This is a genomic window from Thermus thalpophilus (assembly GCF_022760915.1).
Lineage (GTDB): Bacteria > Deinococcota > Deinococci > Deinococcales > Thermaceae > Thermus > Thermus thalpophilus.
In genome coordinates this window covers 1-18,343 of record NZ_JAKTNS010000040.1, presented here as the reverse complement: position 1 = coordinate 18,343, position 18,343 = coordinate 1, and the positions used below count along the sequence as shown (strand labels likewise).

The following is an 18,343-nucleotide window of genomic DNA, read 5'->3' as shown; positions in this document are numbered from 1 at the left end:
GGTGGTGGCGCATCCGGAGCGGCAGAGCCTTTTCCGACTAGCCCGCCTCCTTCTGGCCCAGGGGCCCCCCTCCCTGCGGAGTGTGGCGGCGCGGACGCTCACAGGTCTTCTTCAGCAACTGGTACAGGGGTGGGAAAAGTGATGAGAGGTCAGGGCCTTATAGTCGGGAAACGTATGAACTTTCAGTGAGAAGACTGGCGAAGGAGATGAGACCGGCCCTTCTTAGGCTCTCTACGAAGCGGTGTTGGGTTAGAGGAGGGTTGCGCAGTTGACATCTTTGGTTGCGCAGGATGGTAAGGAGGGGTTCCGGTATGAAGCTTTTTCGGATTAAAGCCCCTGCGAGCTCTAACAGGAAATCATCAGGATGTAGGGCCACGAGGTCAAAGCGGCTGAGCTCCGGTTCTGGGAAGTCCTTGATGTTAAAGGTGAGGATGGCTTCCGCTCCGCCCCAATAAGCGGCGGCCACCACGTGGCGGTCGTCTTCGTCGGGAAGATGAACCTGAGTAACCAGGTTTTCGTACCCTTCCACCAGGGGTTCTTGCGCTTGCAAAAGCTCATTCATTTTAGATGGTGTGGACCTGATCCGTTTCACTTGTTCAGGAGTCAGTCCTGGTCGGTCCTTTAGGAGGTTTCGGATCCATTCTTCCTGCACCCGTTGGCTCCACTTAAGCCGCACGAGTCCTTCTAGGGCCAATCCCATGAAGAGGTCCCGGGTTTGGGTGGGATAGAGGACGCAGGCATCTAAAAATAATATGCGGGGTAGCATAACCCAATTCTAAAACTCGGGTACACTATTCCCATGCGGCCCGACCTTTCCCGGGTGCCGGGGGTGCTGGGGGAGATCGCCCGGAAGCGGGCCCAAGAGGTGGCCCCGTACCCCTTGCCCGCTCCCCCGCCTGTGCCTTCCTTCAGGAAGGCCCTCCTCCTTCCTGGCCTTTCCCTCATCGCCGAGGTGAAGAAGCAAAGCCCCTCCGAAGGGGCTATCCGGCAGGTGGATCCCGTGGAGGCGGCCCAGGCCTACGCCCGTGGGGGGGCGCGGGCCCTTAGCGTCCTCACCGAGCCCCACCACTTTGGAGGGAGCTTGGAGGACCTTTGGCGGGTGCGGAAGGGGGTACCCCTCCCGGTTTTGCGCAAGGACTTCGTGGTGGACCCCTTCATGCTGGAGGAGGCCCGGGCCTTTGGGGCGAGCGCCGCCCTTCTCATCGTGGCGGTGCTGGGGGAGCTCACGGGGGCTTACCTGGAAAGGGCGAGGGCGTTGGGCTTGGACGCCCTGGTGGAGGTGCACACGGAAAGGGAGCTGGAACTGGCCCTCGAGGCCGGGGCGGAAATCCTCGGCATCAACAACCGCGACCTCGCCACCTTGCGCATAGACCTCTCCACCGCTCCTCGCTTGGGCCGCCTGGCCCGGGACCGGGGCTTTTCCGGGATGTTGGTGGCGGAGTCGGGCTATGGCCGACGGGAGGAACTCAAGGCCTTGGAAGGGCTTTTTGACGCCGTCCTCATCGGCACGAGCCTCATGCGCAACCCTGACTTGGAGGGGGCGGTGCGGGAGCTTGTAGGATAGCCCCATGCTGGTCATCCCCGCAGTGGACCTCAAGGGGGGCAAGGCGGTGCGGCTCTACGAGGGGCGTCCCGAGGCGGAAACCGCCTACGGAGACCCAGTGGCGGCGGCGCTCCGCTGGCAGGAAGAGGGGGCGAGGCTTTTGCACCTGGTGGACCTGGACCGGGCCCTGGGCACCGGGGATAACCGGGAGGCCCTTTCCCGCATCGCCGAGGCGCTTTTCGTCCCCTTCCAGGTGGGCGGGGGGATCCGCTCCCTGGAGAGCCTACAGGAGGTCCTCTCCCTGGGGGCGAGCCGGGGGGTGGTGGGCACGGTGGCGGCGAAGGACCCTGCCCTTCTGGAGACGATGTTGGCCCAAGCGGGCCCAGAGCGGCTTGCCGTGGCCCTGGACGCCCGGGGGCTTAGCGTGGTGGTTTCCGGCTGGCAGGAGGCCACGCCCCTTTCTGCCCTAGACCTCCTTCGGACCTGGGAGGCCATGGGTGTCTGCTGGGTCATCTACACCGACGTGCGCCGGGACGGGACGCTGAAGGGATTGGACCTGGAGGTGGTGGCCCGGGTGCGTGAGGCTTGGCCCCACACCCTCATCGCCGGGGGGGGGATTGCGGGGCCGGAGGACCTTCTCGCCCTTAAGCGCCTTGGCGTGGAAGGGGCCTTGGTGGGGAAGGCCCTTTACGAGGGTAGGATACGGTTCAAGGACTTCGCCGTATCCTAAGGGGGTATGAAGCTCGTCCACTGGACCTTTCTCCTGGTGAGCCTCGGGGTGGCGGGGGCGGGGCTTTACCTCTACCTCACCTACCCCTTCTTGGAGGTGCCCACCCCCTGGGGGCCGTGGCCCCTTTACCTGGTCCTTCCCGCCGTCTACGCCTTGGGCTTTTTAGTGGGGGGGCTTTACGCCCTGGCCCTTTGGCTTGCCGGCATGGGGGGGCGGCGGGCCCTTCTCCGGGAGGTGCGGCGGCTCCAGGGGGAGGTGAACGCCCTAAAACGGGAGCGGATTGAGGAGATCCCCCGCATCCCCGATCGGGAAGAGCCATGAGGGAAAGGGTCCGCTGGCGCCTCCTCCCCCTGCCTTCCGTGCCGGAGTGGCTTGGCCTCATGCAGGGCTTCGGGGTGGGGCCCGAGGCGGCCTTGGCCTACAGGCACCGGGGAGTTAGGCGGCGGGAGGACCTGAAGCCCCCCCTTACCCGGCTACCCCTGAAGGGCCTGGAGGAGGCGGCGGATCTCCTCGCCCGGGCCATTCGGGAGGGGAAGCGCATCCGCGTCCACGGAGACTACGACGCCGACGGCCTCACGGGCACCGCCATTTTGGTGCGGGGGCTTCGGGCGCTGGGGGCCGAGGTCCACCCCTTCATTCCCCACCGCCTGGAGGAGGGTTATGGCGTCCTCATGGACCGCATCCCCGAGCACTTGGAGGCGGCGGATGTCTTCGTAACGGTGGACTGCGGCATCACCAACCACGCCGAGCTTAGGGAGCTGGTGGAAAGCGGGTTGGAGGTCCTGGTCACCGACCACCACACCCCCAAGGAAACCCCGCCCCCGGGCCTGGTGGTCCACCCCGCCTACACCCCCGGGCTTGGGGAACACCCCACGGGGGCGGGGGTGGCCTTCCTGCTCCTTTGGGCCCTCCACGAACGCCTGGGGCTAGGGCCGCCCCTGGACTACGCCGATTTGGCGGCGGTGGGCACCATCGCCGACGTGGCTCCCCTTTGGGGCTGGAACCGGGCCTTGGTGCGCGAGGGGCTCGCCCGCATCCCCGCCTCGCCCTGGGTGGGCCTTAGGCTCCTGGCCGAGGCGGTGGGCTACACGGGCAAGGCGGTAGAGGTGGCCTTCCGCATCGCCCCCCGCATCAACGCCGCAAGCCGCCTGGGGGAGGCGGAGAAGGCCCTAAGCCTCCTCCTCACCGACAGCGAAGCCGAGGCCCGGGCCTTGGTGGAGGAGCTAAACCGCCTTAACGCCCGTCGCCAGGCCATAGAGGAGGAGATGCTAAGGAGGCTTCTCCCCCAGGCCGACCCGGAGGCCAAGGCCATCGTCCTTCAGGATCCCGAGGGCCACCCCGGGGTGATGGGCATCGTGGCGAGCCGGATCCTCGAGGCCACCTTGCGCCCCGTCTTCTTGGTGGCCCAGGGGAAGGGCACGGTGCGGAGCCTTCCCCCCATCAGCGCCGTGGGGGCGCTTACGGAGGCAGAGGACCTCCTTTTGCGCTTTGGGGGCCACAAGGAGGCGGCGGGCTTTGCCCTGGACGAGGCCCGCTTCCCCGAGTTCCAAAGGCGGATAGAGGCCTACGCCGCCCGCTTCCCCGACCCCGTGCAGGAGGTGCCCCTTCTGGGCCCCCTTCCCCCCGCCTCACGCCTGGCGGAGCTTTACCGGGCCTTACAGGATCTGGAGCCCTTCGGCGCCGGGAACCCCGAGCCCCTCTTTTTGCTTGCGGGAAGCCCCGAGGAGGTGCGGACCATGGGGGAGGGCAGGCACCTGGCTTTCCGGCTCCAAGGGGTGCGGGTGGTGGCCTGGCGTGTGGGGGATAAAGAGGTGCCAAACCCCCTGGAGGCGGCGGTCCTCCTCACGGAAAACCGCTTCAACGGCACCGTGAGCTATGAGGCCCAAGCCCTGGACTTCCGGGTGCCCGGGGAGCTTCTTGGCCAGGGGGAGCCCTTCGCCCACCCCCTTGCCCTGGGGGAGGCCTTGGCCCGGGCCCGGATGGGGGAGGGGGTCTACATCCCGGAAGGGAACCGGGAGGGGCTTGCCTACGCCAAGGCCCAGGGCTTTGCCCTCCTGCCCCCGGAGGAGGCTTCCCTTTGGCTCGGCCTCCCCCCCTACCCCGTGGTCCGACGGGTGGACGTGGCCTTGGGGAGCGAGGCCAAGCGGCGCCTGGCCATACCCCCCGCCTTGGACACCCCGGAGGAGGCCCTGAAGGCCCACATCGCCCGGCGGCTCCTCTTTGCCTACGAGCGGCGGCACCCGGCCCTCTTCAGCGAGGCGTTATTGGCGTACTGGGAGGTAAGCCGTGTACAAGCAACCGCGGGAAGCCCATGAGGCCCGGAACTATACCCAGGCCTACCGGGTCTATGGGATATACCCCGGGGTACCTTCACCCACCCGAGGCCAAGGACCTGAAGGCGAGCACGAGCTTTTTGGCCTTAAGAAAGGAGCGCATCCAGTGGGTGGTGGGGGGCAAGGCGGCGGAGCCCCGCACGAGCCCGGCGCTTTTGGAAAGGCGGTCCCTGGCTTTTCTTTTTGGAGAATACCTCTTGGCGGGGGCGCTTTTGGTGCCCCGGGGGGTGCGGCTTTCCGACTACCTCTCCCAGGCCAAACCCTTCCAGACCCTCCTGGAAGCCCGCCTATACATCCTCCGCCCCGACCGCCCCATCGTGGCGGTGGAGCGCTTTCCCTTCGTCACCCTCAACCTCCGCCTGGCGGAGGCGGTGGCCGAGGCCCCGGGCGAGGCCCACGACCCCCGTCTCACCCTATTTGGCTGAGGGCTTCGCGGATCCTTTCCGCTTGCTCCAGGTTTTCCTTGAGCCTGGCCTCCTCCGCCGCCACCACCTCCCGGGGTGCCTTTTCCCGGAAGCCGGGAGCGGAGAGCTTCCTTTGGCTCTTTTCCGCTAGCTCCAGGAGCTCCCTAAGCCGCTTTTCCTGCCGGCGCCGCCACTCCTCCACATCCAGAAGCCCCTCCAAGGGCATCCGGGCGGTGACCTTGGACAAGGCCTTGACCAAGGCTTTTTCCGGCTTTTCCTCAAGGAGCTCGGCCCGGGCTAAAAAGCGGAAGGCCTCGAGGTTTTCCCGCACGGGCGCCACTTCCCCTTCCAGGTAGACCCGCACCTCCTGCCCCGGGGGAAGCCCGGCCTCGGCCCGTAAGGCCCGCACCGCTGTCACCGCCTGCTTTAGCGCTTCAAAGGCGGCCTCCGCCTCCTTGTCCTCCTTGCCCTGGGCCTCGGGCCAGGCCTCGAGGGCCAGCTCCTCCTTGCCCGTGAGGGCCTGGTGGAGCTCGCTGGTGAGGAAGGGCATCATGGGGTGGAGAAGCTTGAGGAGGGTGGCCAAGGCCTCCTCCAGGGTTCTTAAGGTGTGGGCGTTCCCGGCCTTGAGGGCGGGCTTGGCCGCCTCCAGGTACCAGTCGCAGAACTCGCTCCAGACCAGCTCGTAGATTTCCCGTGCCGCCTGGGCCAGGTCCAAGGCCTCGTAGAGGGCGGTGATCTCCCGTACCCCCCGGTCCAGGCGGCTTCGCATCCAGCGGTCCGCTAGAGTGGGGGTGTCCGTCTTTGGCTGGAAGCCTTTCCGGGAAAGGAGGACGAAGCGGGCGGCGTTGTAAAGCTTGTTGGCAAAGTTGCGGGCCATCTCCAGCCAGCGGAGGTCCAGCCGGATGTCCTGCCCCCCGGTGGCCAGGTAGGTGAGGGCGAAGCGAAGGGCGTCGGCCCCATAGCGCTCCACCATTTCCAAGGGGTCAATCACGTTCCCCTTGGACTTGGACATCTTCTGGCCCTTCTCGTCCAAGACCAGGCCGTGGAGGAGCACGGTCTTAAAGGGCCTTTCCCCCATGAAGTGGTAACCGGAGACCTCCATGCGGGAAACCCAGAGGAAGAGGATGTCATACCCCGAGACCAGGACGTCCCCGGGATAGAAGGCCTTGAGGTCCTCGGTCTCCTCGGGCCAGCCCAGGGTGGAAAGAGGCCAAAGCGCCGAGGAAAACCAGGTGTCAAAGACGTCCTCGTCCCGTTTGAGCCTCGGGCTTCCGCAGGCCTCGCAGAGGGTGGGGTCTTCCAGGTAGCGCTCGGGGCGCGGGACGTTGATGGCCCCGCAGTCCTCGCAGTACCAGGCGGGGATCTGGTGGCCCCACCAAAGCTGGCGGGAGATGTTCCAGTCCTTGACGTTCCTGAGCCAGTCCAGGTTGACCTTCTTCCAGCGCTCGGGCACGAAGGCGATATCCCCCCGCTCCAGGCCCCATATGACCTTTTCCGCCAAGGGCTTCATGGAAAGCCACCACTGGGGGAAGATGGCGTACTCAATGGGGGTGCCGCAACGGGAGCAGGTGGCGAGGCTTATGGTGTACTCCTCCTCCTTGACCAGGTGCCCCGCCTCGCGGAAGAGTTCCACCGCCTTCCTGCGGGCTTCAAAGCGGTCCAGGCCCCTGAGGGCCTCGGGCACCCTTTCCCCTTCCATCCTCCCCTCCAGGTTGATGACGGAGACCGCTTCAAGCCCGTGCCGCTCCCCGATCTCGTAGTCCAGGGGGTCGTGGGCCGGGGTCACCTTGAGGGCGCCGGTGCCGAACTCCCTTTCCACGGCGCTATCGGCCACGATGGGGATCCAGATGTCCGTGAGGGGGATGCGGGCCCGCCGGCCGATCAGGCCTTGGTAGCGCTCGTCTTCGGGGTGGACGGCGATGGCCTGATCGGCGAAGACCGTTTCCGGGCGCACGGTGGCGATTTCTATATAGCCGCCCCCTTCCACCTCGTAGCGCAGGGTGTAGAGCCTTCCCGGGGTGGGCTCGGTTTCCACCTCCAGGTCGGAGAGGGTGGTCTCGCACCGGGGGCACCAGTTCACGAGCCGGGGGGCGCGGTAGGCCAGGCCCTCATGGTAGTAGCGGGAAAAAGCGTAGCGCACCGCCTTGGAGCGCTTCTCGTCCATGGTGAAGGCTTCCCGGCTCCAATCGGCGCTGGCTCCAAGGCGCTTAAGCTGCTTGAGGATGGTCCCCCCCGACGCCTCCTTCCACTGCCACACCCGCTGTAAGAAGGCCTCCCGGCCCAGGTCGTGCCGGGTCTTGCCCTCCTTGAGGAGGAGGCGCTCCACCACCACCTGGGTGGCGATGCCGGCGTGGTCGGTGCCGGGGAGCCAGACCGCCTCATAGCCCCGCATGCGCTTGTAGCGGATGAGGGCGTCCTGGAGGGAGTTGTCCAGGGCGTGGCCCATGTGCAAGGAGCCCGTGACGTTGGGGGGCGGCATGAAGATGACGAAGGGGGGTTTGCCGCTTTTGGGGTTGGCCACGAAGGGGTTTTTTGCCCACCTCTCCGCCCACTTGGGTTCCACCGCTTTGGGATCGTAGGCCTTGGGTAGGTCCATGCTATCCATCACTTTACCCGGGCGGGCTAGGGGAAGGCCAGGGCGGGGCTTAGGGGAGGGCGTAGAGGTAGTAGCGCCCGTTTTCCAGGTGGAAGAAGGCCTCCTCGTAGGCCAGGCCCTCAATGGGGGTTTCGGGGGGGATGGGGAGGAAAACCCCTCCCACCCGGATGCCCTCCGGGAGGACTTCCAGGCTTCCTTGGGCCACCTCCCGGCTTTCCGCCTCCGGGTCGTTGAGGGGGGTGTGGAGGAGGCGCACGGGTACCCCCTTTAGGCTATGGAGCACGTTGCTGGCCTCGCGGAAGGGGGCGCGGTGGAGGAGGCGCTCTTCCACCTCCGCCACCTCTCCCAAAAGGGCGTAGCGGCCCAGGGGCAGAAGGGCCTTGCCGCTTTGGAGGAGCACCAGGAAGCGGGTGCGGTCCTCGTCCGATAGGAGCACGGGGGCCTTGTGGCGCCCCACCTTGGGGTCTTGGTCCAGGCGCCCCTCGAGGAGCGCCTTGGCGGCCTTTAGGGCCTCTTCCCGCGTGGGGTAGAGGCTATAGGGGTTCACCTTGAAGAGGAGTTCATACCCCTTGGGCCCTTGGATGAGCCAGGCCAAGTGGAGCTCAAAGAAGCGGCGTTTTTGCCAGGCGGGGTGCATAAGGAGGAGTATACGCCCTCATTGTGCTTTCACCCCTTGCCCAAAGCTATCGCCGGGTATACTCTAGGCCCGGTATGGCGCTATCCGAAGAGCGGGTCCTCGAGGCCCTGCGCACGGTGATGGACCCCGAGCTGGGGAAGGACCTGGTGTCCTTGGGCATGGTGGGGGAGGTGCGGCTAGAGGGCAAAAGGCTGGAGGTCCTGGTGAACCTCACCACCCCCGCCTGTCCCCTCAAGGGGCAGATTGAGGCGGACATCCAAAGGGCCCTCCTCCCCTTGGGCCTCGAGGAGGTGCGGGTCCGCTTCGGCGGGGGGGTGCGCCCCCCGGAAAAATACCCCATCCCCGGGGTGAAGCACGTGGTGGCGGTGGCCTCAGGCAAGGGTGGGGTGGGGAAGAGCACCGTGGCCGCCAACCTGGCCCTGGCCCTCCGCCAAGAAGGGGCCCAGGTGGGGCTTTTGGACGCCGACCTCTACGGGCCGAGCCAGGCCAAGATGTTCGGCCTGGAGGGGCAAAAGCTCAAGGTGGACCAAAACCGCAGGATCCTCCCCCTGGAGGCCCACGGCATCAAGGTCCTCTCCATGGCCAACATCGTCCCCCCGGGCCAGGCCATGATCTGGCGAGGGCCCATCCTCCACGGCACCCTGAAGCAGTTTTTGGAGGAGGTGAACTGGGGGGAGCTGGACTATTTGGTGGTGGACCTGCCCCCGGGCACGGGGGACGTGCAGCTTAGCCTGGCCCAGCTCACCCAGGTTTCCGGCGGGGTCATCGTCACCACGCCCCAGGAGGTGGCCCTCATAGACGCCGAGCGGGCGGCGGACATGTTTAAGAAGGTGCAGGTGCCCATCCTGGGGGTGGTGGAGAACATGAGCGCCTTCCTCTGCCCCCACTGCGGGAAGCCCACCCCCATCTTCGGCGAGGGGGGCGGAAGGCGGCTCGCCGAGAGGCTTAAGGCCCGCTTCCTGGGGGAGATCCCCCTCACCCTTCCCTTGCGGGAAAGCGGGGACCGGGGCACGCCCATCGTGGTCCAGGACCCGGAGGGGCCGGAGGCCCAGGCCTTCCGCCGGGCGGCCCGGGAGCTCGCCGCCAGTTTGAGCGTTCAGACCTTCATCGCCTTGCCCATGGCCTGACATGGCCCTTCTTGTGGAAGGCACCAAGGAACGGGTTTTGGACCTCCTCAGGGTCAAGCCCCGCACGGCCAAGGAGGTGGCGGAGGCCTTGGGGATCAGCCAGGTGGCGGCCCGCAAGCACCTGGAGGACCTGGAGGCCCGGGGGCTGGTGCGCTCGGAGGTGCGCCGCTGCCCGGGGCGGGGCCGTCCCTACCGCCTTTACCAGGCCCAGGACGAGGGGGCGCCCTACGCCGCCCTTTGCGGGGATGTGCTGAGGGGCCTCGAGGGGGCCTTGGGGAAGGAGGGGGTGGTGCGGCTCCTTTTGGAAAGGAACCGGCGGCTCCTCGCCCCCCTGAACCTCGAGGGCCTTCCCCTGCGGGAGCGCTTGGAGCGCTTGGCGGCCTTTCTCAAGACCCAGGGCTACGAGGCGGAGGTGGTGGAGGAGGGGGGAAGGCTTTACCTCTGCCAGCGCCGATGTCCCAAGCTCGCCCTTTCCCGGGAGCACGAGGCCCTTTGCCAAAGCGAGCTCTTGGCCTACCAGGAGCTTTTGGGCCTCCCCATCCACCGGGAGGAACGGCTGGCCGAGGGGGGAAGCTGCTGCCGCTACCGCGTAGAATGACGGGGTGTGGGTCTACCGCCTAAAGGGCACGCCCTGGGAACTGGACGCCCTCATCCCCGAGCTCTTTGACCGGGGGGCGCGGGGGCTTTGGGAACGGGAAGGGGAGGTCCTGGCCTACTTCCCCGCGCCCGTGGACCTGCCCCACGGGGGGGTCTGGGAGGAGGTGCCGGACGAGGACTGGCTTCAGGCCTGGCGGCGCGATCTGAAGCCCGCCTTGGCCCCGCCCTTCGTGGTCCTGGCCCCTTGGCACCGTTGGGAGGGAGGGGAGATCCCCCTGGTCATTGAGCCCGGCATGGCCTTCGGCACCGGGCACCACGAGACCACCCGCCTGGCCCTCATGGCCTTGGCCCGCCACCTCGCCCCTGGGGAGAGGGTGCTGGACCTGGGCACGGGAAGCGGCATCCTGGCCATCGCCGCCGCCAAGCTGGGGGCGGAGGCCTTGGGGGTGGACATAGACCCCACCGTCTTGCCCCAGGCGGAGGAAAACGCCCGCAGGAATGGGGTTTCCGTCCGCTTTCTGGAAGGAAGCCTGGAGGAGGCGCTTCCCTATGGCCCCTTTGACCTTTTGGTGGCGAACCTCTTCGCCGAGCTCCACCAAGCCCTCGCCCCCCGCTACCGGGAGGCCTTGGCCCCCGGGGGGAGGCTTCTCCTCACGGGGATCCTGAAGGAAAAGGCCCCCTTGGTGCGGGAGGTCCTTCGGGAGGCGGGCCTTCTCCCCTTAGAGGAGGCGGAGGAGGGGGAGTGGGTCCTCCTCGCCCACCGGAGGTAGCCCATGCGCCCCCACCGCGCCTATAGCCCCGGCCTCACCGGCGTCCTTTCCCTTCGGGAAAGCCGCCACCTCCTGGAGGTGCTCAGGGCCCGAGTGGGGGACCGCTTCACCGTGTTTGACGCCGAGCGGGAAGCCTTAGCCGAGGTGGTGGACCTGGGCCCCCCGGTGCGCTACCGCATCCTGGAGGAGCGTCGCCCCGAGCGGGAGGTGGGGGTGGAGGTGGTCCTCTACATGGCCCTCCTTAAGGGGGATAAGTTGGCCGAGGTGGTGCGCATGGCCACGGAGCTTGGCGCCACCCGCATCCAACCCCTCGTCACCCGGCACAGCGTGCCCAAGGAGATGGGGGAGGGGAAGCTTAAGCGCCTCCAGGCCATCGCCGTGGAGGCGGCCAAGCAGTCGGGGAGGCTCAAGCTGCCCGAGGTCCTCCCCCCCATTCCCCTGAAGGCGGTGCCGGAGGTGCCCCAAGGCCTCGTGGCCCACGTGGGGGCAAGCCGCCTGGTGCGGGGGGTCTTGGACCTGGAAAAGCCCCTGGCCCTGGCCGTGGGGCCGGAGGGGGGCTTCGCCGAGGAGGAGGTGGAGCTTTTGCAGGAGCGGGGCTTTACCCCCGTCACCCTGGGGCGGAGGATCCTCCGGGCGGAAACCGCCGCCCTCGCCCTCCTCGCCCTGTGCACCGCGGGGGAGGGAAGATGAGGGGCCTCCTTCTCCTCCTCCTTTTCCTTTCCGCCTGCCGCTACACCTTCCTTCCCCTGGATCCCGGCAAGCCCGCCCCGCCCGAGCGGCCCTTCGTGGTGGCGAGGCTCGTCCCTGGGGAAGGTGAGGCGAGGCTTTCCCTGAGGGTGGAGCGGCTTCCCCGAGCTGGCTACCTCCACCTCAAGTGGTACCGGGAGGAGCGCTTAATCCTGGAGCGGGCGCTTTTCCTGGAGAACCTTGGGGCATATGAGGCCCGTTTTCCCCTCCAGGAGGGGTACCACCGCCTGGTGGGGATTTTTGAGGGGGCGGTGCTCTTCCAGTTGGACCTGGGAACCCCCCGTCTACCGGACCCCGATGAGGTAGAGGACCAGGGGAACGGTTAGGAAGGCGAAGAAGGTGGAAACCACCACGCTCCTGGCCACCCGGAGGGCGTCTCCCCCGAACTCCCGGGTCATGAGGAAGGCGTTCACCGCCACCGGGGTGGCGGACTGGAGGACCAGGACCTGGTGCTCTAGCCGGGGAAGCCCTAAGGCGAGGCCCACCCCGTAGGCCAGGAGGGGGGCGAGGAGGAGCCTAAGGGCGCTGGCGGTGGCCTCAAAGGCGCCCACCTGGAAGCGGGTCTGGCCCATCTGCATCCCCAGGGTGAGGAGGAGGACGGGGATGGCCGCTTGGCCCATGAGCCGCACCCCCTCGTCCAGGCGGAAGGGGAGGGCGATCCCCAGGGCCTTTAGGAGAAGGCCCAGGAAAAGCGCGTAGAAGAGGGGAAGGCGCAGGGTGAGGCGAAGCCCTTCCCGAAGCCCCCCACCCCGGATGAAGGCGGGACCGAGCCCGAACATGACCGCGCTGGAGAGGATGAAGTAGACCACGGCCCGCCTAAGGCCCTCCTCTCCCAGGGCGAAGTAGGTGAGGGAAAGGCCCATGTTCCCCGAGTTGGGGAAGAGGCTGCAGACCAAAAGCCCCTTGGCGGCTTGGGGGGAGAGGCCCAAAAGCCTCCCCGCCCCTTGGATGGCGAGGAAAAGGAGGGCGTAGGTGAGGGTGAAGCCCAAGGCGAGCCCCCAAAGCCCTTCCCGGGTGTACTCCGCCCGGTACATGGCGTCAAAGATGAGGGCGGGGACCAGGAGGTAGAGGGTGAGGCGGCTTAGGGTGGAGAGGTCCATGGGCACGCGCCGCCCCAGGAGGTAGCCGGAAAGGACCACCAGGGCCACCGGGACCACGGTGTTGAGGAGGGCCTGCATGTGGGGCATTTTAGGGCTATGCCGAGCTACCGGGAACTGGCGGAGGCCATCCGGCGGGTGCTCCTGGAGGGAGGGGTGGCGCCGAAGCGCCAGGTTCTGCCCCTTCCCACGGGGCAGTTTTTGGTGATGCCCGCGGCGGACCATGAGGTGGCGGTGTGCAAGCTGGTGGTGGTGGAGCCGGAAAGGACGCCCATGGTGCAGGCGGAGGTGTGGGCGAGGCGCCTCGCCACGGGGGAGGTCTTCCACCTTCCTGGGGAGGAGCTCACGCAAAGGCGCACCGCCGCCCTTTCCCTCCTCGCCGCCACCCTTCTTGCCCCGAGGCGGGAGGGGGCCTTGCTGGTGGTGGGGCCGGGGGCCCAGGGCCTGGCCCACCTCGAGGCCTTTGCCGAGGCCTTCCCCCTCACCCGGGTCCTGGTGCGGGGAAGGGGGCGGGAAAGGGTCTTGGCCTTCCTGGAGCGGGCGCGGGCGCTGGGGTTAGCCGCTGAGGAGTGGACCGGGGCCGAGGTCCCCGAGGACGTGGCCTTCCTGGTCACCGCCACCCCAAGCCCCACCCCCGTCCTGCCCCCTAAGGTGCCCGATGGGGTCTTCCTGGCGGCGGTGGGAAGCTACCGCCCGGAGATGCGGGAGGTGCCGGAGGCCCTCTTGGCCCAAGCCGCCCTCTACTGCGACACGGAGGACGCCCTCTTGGAGGCGGGGGAGCTCCAAGGGGTCGCCCGCCCCGTCATCCCCTTGCGGGAGGCCCTCTTGGGCCGGCGGGGGGAGGGGCGCTTCGTCCTCTTCAAGAGCGTGGGGCACGCCCTCTTTGACCTGGCGGCGGCCAAGGCCTACCTCGGCCTATAGCCGGACCACGATCTTCCCCGTGTGGCTCCGGTCCAAAAGGGCTTGGAAGGCGGCTTCCGCTTCCGCAAAGGGGAATACCCTGCCTACCACGGACTTGAGCTCCTTCCCAAGCCGGGGGAGGAGGAAGCCCAAGGCCTCCTCCACGAGGGGCCTTTCTCCCATGAGGGGGGCGAGCCAGAAGCCCACCACGGCGAGGTTCTTGCGCATGAGCCTGAGGGGAGGGATGGGGACCACTTCTCCTTCCGCCGCCCCGATGTAGACCAGGCGCCCCTTGGGCTTGAGGAGGCTTAGGCTTTCCTCCACCGCCTTGCCCCGCACCTCCAGAACGAGGTCCACCCCGCCCAGGGCCTTCACCCTTTCGGGTAGCTCCTCGTAGGGGGCGGTGAGGTCCGCCCCAAGGCGTTCGGGGAGGGCGAGTTTTTCCGGCCTCGAGGCCGCCGCCACCACCTTAAGCCCTAGGGCCTTGGCCACCTGCACCGCCGCCGTGCCCAAGGCCCCCGCCGCCGCCTGGACCAAGACGCTTTCCCCCGGCCTCGCCCCCGCCCGCCTCAGGGCCAGGTAGGCGGTGAGGAAGGAAACAGGGTAGGCCGCGGCCTCCTCCGGGGATAGCCCCTCGGGGACAGGCAAAAGGGCCGCTTCCGGCACCGCTACCCGCTCCGCCAGGCCCCCTTGGCCGATGAGGGCGGCGTAGCGCCGCTCGCCCACCCGCCCCACCACCTCCATCCCCGGGATGAAGGGCGGGTGGAGCCGGGCGAGGTAGGCCCCAAGCCGCAGGAGGTGGTCGGCGAAGTTAAGGCCCACCGCCTCCACCTGGAGAACCACCTCCCCTGGCCCCGGCGTGGGGTCTTCCACCGCTTTGAGCGTCAAGGGGCCCCCGAACTTCTCCTGCACCCAGGCTTGCATGGGACCAGTCTACGCCTAACCCTTCACGGACCCCGCCAAAAGCCCCCTGAGGAAGTAGCGGCCCAGGAAGATGTACACCAAAAGCGTGGGCAAGGCGGCCAGGACGGCCCCCGCCATGGGCAGGTTCCACTTCACCGCCTCCCCCCCGGCGAGCTGCGCCAAGGCCACGGTGATGGGCTGGCTTTCCGGCCGGGTCAGGGTCACGGCGAAGAGGAACTCGTTCCAGATCTGCGTGAACTGCCAGATGGCCACCACCACGAAGGCGGGGGCGGAAAGGGGCAGGATCACGTGGCGGAAAACCCCGAAGAAGCTGGCCCCGTCAATCCGGGCCGCCTCCACCAGCTCGTCGGGGATTTCACTGTAGTAGTTCTTAAAGATCAGGGTGACGATGGGGATGCCGTAGATCACGTGCACCAGGATGAGGCCGAAAAGCGTCCCGTAAAGCCCGATGGCCTTCACGAACTGGAAGAGGGGGATGAGGATGCTCTGGTAGGGGATGAACATCCCGAAAAGCATGAGGGCGAAGAGGAGGTTGGACCCGGGGAAGGGCCACTTGGCCAGGACGTAGCCGTTTAAGGCCCCCACCAGGGCGGAAAGCAGGGTGGCGGAGACGGCCAGGACCATGGAGTTTTGGAACTTGGGGCGGAAGGCTTCCCAGGCGATCCGGAAGCTTTCCCAGTAGACGGGGTCGGGCCAGTGCCAGACGGTGTCCAGGGTGATCTTGGCGGGTTCTTTCAGGGCGGTGAGGATGACCAGGTATACGGGAAGGAGGAAAAACCCAGCCATGAGGAGGAGAAAGGCGTAGAGGATAATCCGGCCCATCAGCGCCGCACCTCCTTCCGGAGCTGGCTTGCTAGGTAGGGGATCACCACCACCGCCACCAAGAGGAGAAGGAGGATGCCGATGGTCGCGCCCTTGGCGAACTGGTTGCCGCGGAAGGCCAGGAGGTACATGTAGATGGCGGGCACGTCTGTGGGGGCGTAGTCTAGGCCGGCCATGGCGAAGATCAGGTCAAAGATCTTCAAGGCGATGTGCCCCAGGACGATCATGGCGGAAAGGGTGATGGGGGCGAGGAGGGGCAGGATCACGTAGCGGTAGGTCTGCCAGGGGTTGGCCCCGTCCACCTTGGCGGCCTCTAAAACCTCCACGGGGATCCCCCTAAGCCCCGCCAGGTAGAGGGCCATGGTGTACCCCGACATCTGCCACATGGCCGCCAGGATCACCCCCACCAGGGCCAGGCTGAAGCCGTGGGGCTCGGGGTAGGGAAGAAGGTGCACGCCCCGTCCCAAGGTCAAGGCCCAAAGGAGAAGCGCGCCGCCCGAAAGGAGGGCGAAGAAGCGCCGCTTCCTTTCCCCTTCCCGGTGGGCCCGGTAGGCCACGTAAAGGAGTACGAGGCCCACCACAAGGGCGGTGTAGAAGGGAAGTTGGTTCCAGTCAAAGACCAAGACCTGCTCCCTTGTGGTGAGCCAGGGGAAGGACAAGGGGGGTAGGCCAAGGAGGGTGGGCAGGACGTTCACCCCGCCTTGGGGCTGGAGCAGCCAGCGCCAGATGGTCCCCGTGACCACGAAGGAGAGGGCCATGGGAAAGAGGAAGACCGTGCGGAAAAAGCCTTCCCCTTTGGGGCTTTGGTCCAGGGCCACCGCCAGGAGGAGGCCAAGGCCCAGGCTTCCCGCCATGAAGAAGAGGGTGAAGAAGATGAGGTTCACCACGCTTTGGCGGAAGCGCACGTCCACAAAGCCGGTGAAGAGCTCCTGGTAGTTGGCGAGGCCCACGAAGTGGAGGGTGGGCTCCTCGGCCAGGGCCTGGGCGGGGTTCTTGCCCCAATCACTCAGGGAGACGTAGAGGTTTTGCCCGATGAAGCCGTAGACGAAGATGCCCACCGCCACCAAGGAGGGGAGAAGTACCAAAAATGCCGCGATGCGGTCGCGCATGTTTCCTCGGGGAAAACCCCGTGGGGGACGAAGCCCCCACGGGGAGTAGGACCCTTAGCGGCCGAGACCCACCTGGTCGGCGATGGCCTGGGCGGCGTTGGCCGCCGCCTTCGGGCTCTTGGTCTGGAGGAAGATCTCCATCACCGTGCCGAACTGGCTCATGAAGCTTTCCGGCGCCACGGCCCCGTGGACCAAGGAGCCCACGATGCGGTTGGACTTCCAGTCGCGCATGGCCGCTTGGCCGTAGGCGTTGTACTTGGCGGGGTCGGAGTCCAGGCGGGCGGCGATGGAGCCCTTGAGGGGGTTGAAGGTGTCCTGCCCTTCCTTAGACCCCACCAGCCGGAGCCAGTTGAGGGCGTTCTGGCGGTTTTTGGCCCCCTTGGGCAGGCCGAAGGAGTCGGAGAGCATCATGAACACCCCTTGGGTGCCCGGGGAGGGGGCCCAGGCGAAGTCGGTGCCAGGCTTAAGCTTCAGGGTAGTGGTCATGTAGCCAGCGGCCCAGTCACCCATGATGTTGAAGGCGGCTTGGCCCTGGACAACCCGGTCCACCGCCTGCTGCCAGGAAAGCCCGGCGGCGTCCTTGTTGGCGCAGTCCAGGACCTTGCCAAAGGTTTCCCAGACCGCCACCGCCTTGGGGTCGGTGAACTTCAGCTTGCCGTTCCAGAGGTTATTCCAGCCGTCCGCCCCCAGCATGGCCAGGGCCACGCTTTCCCAAAGGTGCTGCTGCGTCCAGTTCTCGCCCAGGGCCAAGGGGGCTTGGAGGCCCTTCCGCTTGAGGGTCTCGCAGGTGGCGAGGAACTCGGCCCAGGTCTTGGGCGGGTTCACCCCCCATTCCCTGAGCTTCGCCGGGATGTACCACATGACGTTGGAGCGGTGAATGTTCACCGGCACACTCCAGATGCCCCCCTTGTGGGAAATGAGGTCAATGAGCCCCTTGGGGAAGGCCTGGAGCCACCCCTCCTGGCGGAAGAGGGGGGTGAGGTCTTCCATGCGGTTGGCCACCACCCAGGTGCCGATGAGCTCCATGCCGGCGTGGACCTGGAAAGTGTCGGGGGGGTCACCCCCCAGCATCCGGGTCTTGAGCACCGCCTTGGCGTTCACCCCGGCCCCCCCGGTCACCGTGGCGTTGATGACCTCCACCCCCGGATACTTCTGCTTGTAGAGCCGGATGAGGGCCTCGAGGGCCGGGCCCTCGTCCCCCGCCCACCAGGAGAAGATCTCCAGCTTGCCCGTCTGGGCCAGGGCGCTAAGCCCCAAGGCCATGCCGAGTACCAAAAGCCACTTCCTCATACCTACCTCCATTGCGACGTGGGCTTTCCGCCCACAGGCCGCCTAGCTCAAAGAAGCGCGCCAGGAAGAGGCTCGCCCCGCCCACCGCCGCCGCCAGGTGCCCGTAGGAGGAGGGTTGCACGGAAAGCGCGCGGTGGGTTTCCAAAAAGGCGTGGTCCGCCAGGGCCTGGCGCAGGGGAGCTTCCAGGAAGGAAAAGAGCTCCGCCGCCTTTCCCCCCACCACCACCCGGGCGGGGTCGTAGGCCACGGCCAGGTTGGCCAAAAACCGGCCCAGGGCGCTCCCTAGGTGGGCCAAGGCGACTCGGGCCACGGGGTGGCCTGCCTGGGCTTGGGCCAAGAGGGTCTCGAGGTCCTCCCCCTCTCCTCCCAAGGCTCGGTGGTGCTGCAGTAGGGCTCCAAGGCCGAGCTCGGTTTCCAGGCACCCTTTGCGCCCGCAGGCGCAGGGGGCTTCCCCGGAGCCGAGCCAGTGGCCCACTTCCCCCGCCGCCCCACTCGCCCCCCGGAGGAGGCGCCCATCCGACACCACCCCCACCCCAAGGCCCGTGCTTAGGACCAGGTAGGCCAGGTTCTCCTCCCCGTGGAAGAAGACCTCGGAGAGGGCGGAGGCCTTGGCGTCGTTCTCCGCCAAGGTGGGCAGGGGGAAAGAGGCCAGAAAAGGGCTTAGAGGCTGTCGTAAAAGGGTGGTATTCTTGAGGGATGAGCTCTAGACGATCTTAC

The 18,343-nt window shown here is 67.1% G+C and carries 19 protein-coding genes and 1 pseudogene; 11 read left to right on the top strand and 9 right to left on the bottom strand.

The annotated features are described in order from the left end of the window. Positions 1 to 157: 157 nt before the first annotated feature. Positions 158 to 562, bottom strand: coding sequence for a VapC50 family PIN domain-containing toxin (locus tag L0D17_RS11455; protein WP_423247953.1), 405 nt, complete (start codon positions 560 to 562; stop codon positions 158 to 160). A gap of 237 nt (positions 563 to 799) precedes the next feature. Here L0D17_RS11455 and trpC point away from each other — a divergent pair, with 237 nt between their 5' ends. From trpC to L0D17_RS11430, 5 genes and pseudogenes are all read left to right on the top strand, one after another. Continuing rightward, entirely contained in the window at positions 800 to 1,564 is a 765-nt protein-coding gene (trpC, locus tag L0D17_RS11450; protein ID WP_243095436.1) for an indole-3-glycerol phosphate synthase TrpC, read from the top strand. A 4-nt stretch (positions 1,565 to 1,568) separates the two neighbouring features. Beyond that, positions 1,569 to 2,273, top strand: coding sequence for a 1-(5-phosphoribosyl)-5-[(5-phosphoribosylamino)methylideneamino]imidazole-4-carboxamide isomerase (gene hisA, locus L0D17_RS11445; protein WP_243095435.1), 705 nt, complete (start codon positions 1,569 to 1,571; stop codon positions 2,271 to 2,273). Positions 2,274 to 2,279: 6 nt separating this feature from the next. Then, the gene (locus tag L0D17_RS11440; protein ID WP_039459814.1) at positions 2,280 to 2,594 is read left to right on the top strand and encodes a LapA family protein; all 315 of its coding nucleotides are present in this window, start codon (positions 2,280 to 2,282) and stop codon (positions 2,592 to 2,594) included. Beyond that, a complete protein-coding gene (locus L0D17_RS11435) occupies positions 2,591 to 4,588 on the top strand; it encodes a single-stranded-DNA-specific exonuclease RecJ (protein ID WP_243095434.1) in 1,998 nt (665 codons plus the stop codon). The genes L0D17_RS11440 and L0D17_RS11435 overlap by 4 nt, the downstream gene beginning before the upstream one ends. Further along, a pseudogene (locus tag L0D17_RS11430) lies at positions 4,560 to 5,031 on the top strand (DUF6812 domain-containing protein). Before L0D17_RS11435 ends, L0D17_RS11430 begins: the two are co-directional and overlap by 29 nt. Here the strand turns inward: L0D17_RS11430 and L0D17_RS11425 are convergent. Beyond that, on the bottom strand, positions 5,015 to 7,606 hold the full coding sequence (locus L0D17_RS11425) for a valine--tRNA ligase (protein ID WP_243095432.1): 2,592 nt from the start codon (positions 7,604 to 7,606) through the stop codon (positions 5,015 to 5,017). The pseudogene L0D17_RS11430 and the gene L0D17_RS11425 sit on opposite strands and share 17 nt — an antisense overlap. Before the next feature lie 49 nt (positions 7,607 to 7,655). Further along, a complete protein-coding gene (locus L0D17_RS11420; RefSeq protein ID WP_243095431.1) occupies positions 7,656 to 8,243 on the bottom strand; it encodes a hypothetical protein in 588 nt (195 codons plus the stop codon). 74 nt (positions 8,244 to 8,317) lie between these two features. Between L0D17_RS11420 and L0D17_RS11415 the strand changes: the two genes are divergently transcribed. From L0D17_RS11415 to L0D17_RS11395, 5 genes are read left to right on the top strand one after another with little or no spacing between them, the layout of a single operon-like run. Next, positions 8,318 to 9,370, top strand: a complete 1,053-nt coding sequence (locus L0D17_RS11415) for an Mrp/NBP35 family ATP-binding protein (protein ID WP_243095430.1) — start codon at positions 8,318 to 8,320, stop codon at positions 9,368 to 9,370. Between the two features lies 1 nt (position 9,371). Beyond that, positions 9,372 to 9,968 carry a helix-turn-helix transcriptional regulator gene (locus tag L0D17_RS11410; RefSeq protein WP_039459824.1) on the top strand — a complete coding sequence of 199 codons (597 nt, stop codon included), beginning with the start codon at positions 9,372 to 9,374 and terminating at the stop codon, positions 9,966 to 9,968. 4 nt (positions 9,969 to 9,972) lie between these two features. After that, positions 9,973 to 10,737, top strand: coding sequence for a 50S ribosomal protein L11 methyltransferase (locus L0D17_RS11405; protein ID WP_039459826.1), 765 nt, complete (start codon positions 9,973 to 9,975; stop codon positions 10,735 to 10,737). Positions 10,738 to 10,740: 3 nt separating this feature from the next. Next, a complete protein-coding gene (locus tag L0D17_RS11400) occupies positions 10,741 to 11,427 on the top strand; it encodes a 16S rRNA (uracil(1498)-N(3))-methyltransferase (RefSeq protein ID WP_243095429.1) in 687 nt (228 codons plus the stop codon). Then, on the top strand, positions 11,424 to 11,810 hold the full coding sequence (locus tag L0D17_RS11395; RefSeq protein ID WP_039459830.1) for a hypothetical protein: 387 nt from the start codon (positions 11,424 to 11,426) through the stop codon (positions 11,808 to 11,810). The genes L0D17_RS11400 and L0D17_RS11395 overlap by 4 nt, the downstream gene beginning before the upstream one ends. Here L0D17_RS11395 and L0D17_RS11390 read toward each other — a convergent pair. Further along, positions 11,769 to 12,671, bottom strand: coding sequence for an AEC family transporter (locus L0D17_RS11390; RefSeq protein ID WP_152607388.1), 903 nt, complete (start codon positions 12,669 to 12,671; stop codon positions 11,769 to 11,771). The two genes, L0D17_RS11395 and L0D17_RS11390, sit on opposite strands and share 42 nt — an antisense overlap. 9 nt (positions 12,672 to 12,680) lie before the next feature. Here L0D17_RS11390 and L0D17_RS11385 point away from each other — a divergent pair, with 9 nt between their 5' ends. Then, on the top strand, positions 12,681 to 13,502 hold the full coding sequence (locus L0D17_RS11385) for a Rossmann-fold NAD(P)-binding domain-containing protein (RefSeq protein WP_243095427.1): 822 nt from the start codon (positions 12,681 to 12,683) through the stop codon (positions 13,500 to 13,502). On the opposite strand, the gene L0D17_RS11380 is transcribed toward L0D17_RS11385, so the two are convergent. Genes L0D17_RS11380 through L0D17_RS11360 form a run of 5 tightly spaced genes read right to left on the bottom strand, consistent with a single transcriptional unit; the run spans position 13,497 to position 18,278 of the window. Then, positions 13,497 to 14,405 carry an NADPH:quinone oxidoreductase family protein gene (locus L0D17_RS11380; RefSeq protein ID WP_243095426.1) on the bottom strand — a complete coding sequence of 303 codons (909 nt, stop codon included), beginning with the start codon at positions 14,403 to 14,405 and terminating at the stop codon, positions 13,497 to 13,499. The genes L0D17_RS11385 and L0D17_RS11380 overlap by 6 nt on opposite strands. A 15-nt stretch (positions 14,406 to 14,420) precedes the next feature. Further along, a complete protein-coding gene (locus L0D17_RS11375) occupies positions 14,421 to 15,227 on the bottom strand; it encodes a carbohydrate ABC transporter permease (protein WP_243095424.1) in 807 nt (268 codons plus the stop codon). Next, the gene (locus L0D17_RS11370) at positions 15,227 to 16,336 is read right to left on the bottom strand and encodes a carbohydrate ABC transporter permease (protein WP_039459838.1); all 1,110 of its coding nucleotides are present in this window, start codon (positions 16,334 to 16,336) and stop codon (positions 15,227 to 15,229) included. The genes L0D17_RS11375 and L0D17_RS11370 overlap by 1 nt, the downstream gene beginning before the upstream one ends. Before the next feature lie 54 nt (positions 16,337 to 16,390). Next, positions 16,391 to 17,626, bottom strand: coding sequence for an ABC transporter substrate-binding protein (locus L0D17_RS11365; RefSeq protein ID WP_243095421.1), 1,236 nt, complete (start codon positions 17,624 to 17,626; stop codon positions 16,391 to 16,393). Continuing rightward, a complete protein-coding gene (locus L0D17_RS11360) occupies positions 17,583 to 18,278 on the bottom strand; it encodes an ROK family protein (RefSeq protein WP_279231767.1) in 696 nt (231 codons plus the stop codon). Before L0D17_RS11360 ends, L0D17_RS11365 begins: the two co-directional genes overlap by 44 nt. Positions 18,279 to 18,343 lie beyond the last annotated feature (65 nt).

Coding starts and splice junctions, on each gene's coding strand:
- L0D17_RS11395 (WP_039459830.1), top strand. CDS start 11,424: ATGAGGGGCCTCCTTCTCCTCCTCCTTTTCCTTTCCGCCTGCCGCTAC.
- L0D17_RS11435 (WP_243095434.1), top strand. CDS start 2,591: ATGAGGGAAAGGGTCCGCTGGCGCCTCCTCCCCCTGCCTTCCGTGCCG.
- L0D17_RS11440 (WP_039459814.1), top strand. CDS start 2,280: ATGAAGCTCGTCCACTGGACCTTTCTCCTGGTGAGCCTCGGGGTGGCG.
- L0D17_RS11415 (WP_243095430.1), top strand. CDS start 8,318: ATGGCGCTATCCGAAGAGCGGGTCCTCGAGGCCCTGCGCACGGTGATG.
- L0D17_RS11425 (WP_243095432.1), bottom strand. CDS start 7,606: ATGGACCTACCCAAGGCCTACGATCCCAAAGCGGTGGAACCCAAGTGG.
- L0D17_RS11410 (WP_039459824.1), top strand. CDS start 9,372: ATGGCCCTTCTTGTGGAAGGCACCAAGGAACGGGTTTTGGACCTCCTC.
- L0D17_RS11390 (WP_152607388.1), bottom strand. CDS start 12,671: ATGCCCCACATGCAGGCCCTCCTCAACACCGTGGTCCCGGTGGCCCTG.
- L0D17_RS11420 (WP_243095431.1), bottom strand. CDS start 8,243: ATGCACCCCGCCTGGCAAAAACGCCGCTTCTTTGAGCTCCACTTGGCC.
- L0D17_RS11455 (WP_423247953.1), bottom strand. CDS start 562: ATGAATGAGCTTTTGCAAGCGCAAGAACCCCTGGTGGAAGGGTACGAA.
- L0D17_RS11375 (WP_243095424.1), bottom strand. CDS start 15,227: ATGGGCCGGATTATCCTCTACGCCTTTCTCCTCCTCATGGCTGGGTTT.
- L0D17_RS11385 (WP_243095427.1), top strand. CDS start 12,681: ATGCCGAGCTACCGGGAACTGGCGGAGGCCATCCGGCGGGTGCTCCTG.
- L0D17_RS11380 (WP_243095426.1), bottom strand. CDS start 14,405: ATGCAAGCCTGGGTGCAGGAGAAGTTCGGGGGCCCCTTGACGCTCAAA.
- L0D17_RS11365 (WP_243095421.1), bottom strand. CDS start 17,626: ATGAGGAAGTGGCTTTTGGTACTCGGCATGGCCTTGGGGCTTAGCGCC.
- L0D17_RS11370 (WP_039459838.1), bottom strand. CDS start 16,336: ATGCGCGACCGCATCGCGGCATTTTTGGTACTTCTCCCCTCCTTGGTG.
- trpC (WP_243095436.1), top strand. CDS start 800: ATGCGGCCCGACCTTTCCCGGGTGCCGGGGGTGCTGGGGGAGATCGCC.
- L0D17_RS11400 (WP_243095429.1), top strand. CDS start 10,741: ATGCGCCCCCACCGCGCCTATAGCCCCGGCCTCACCGGCGTCCTTTCC.
- hisA (WP_243095435.1), top strand. CDS start 1,569: ATGCTGGTCATCCCCGCAGTGGACCTCAAGGGGGGCAAGGCGGTGCGG.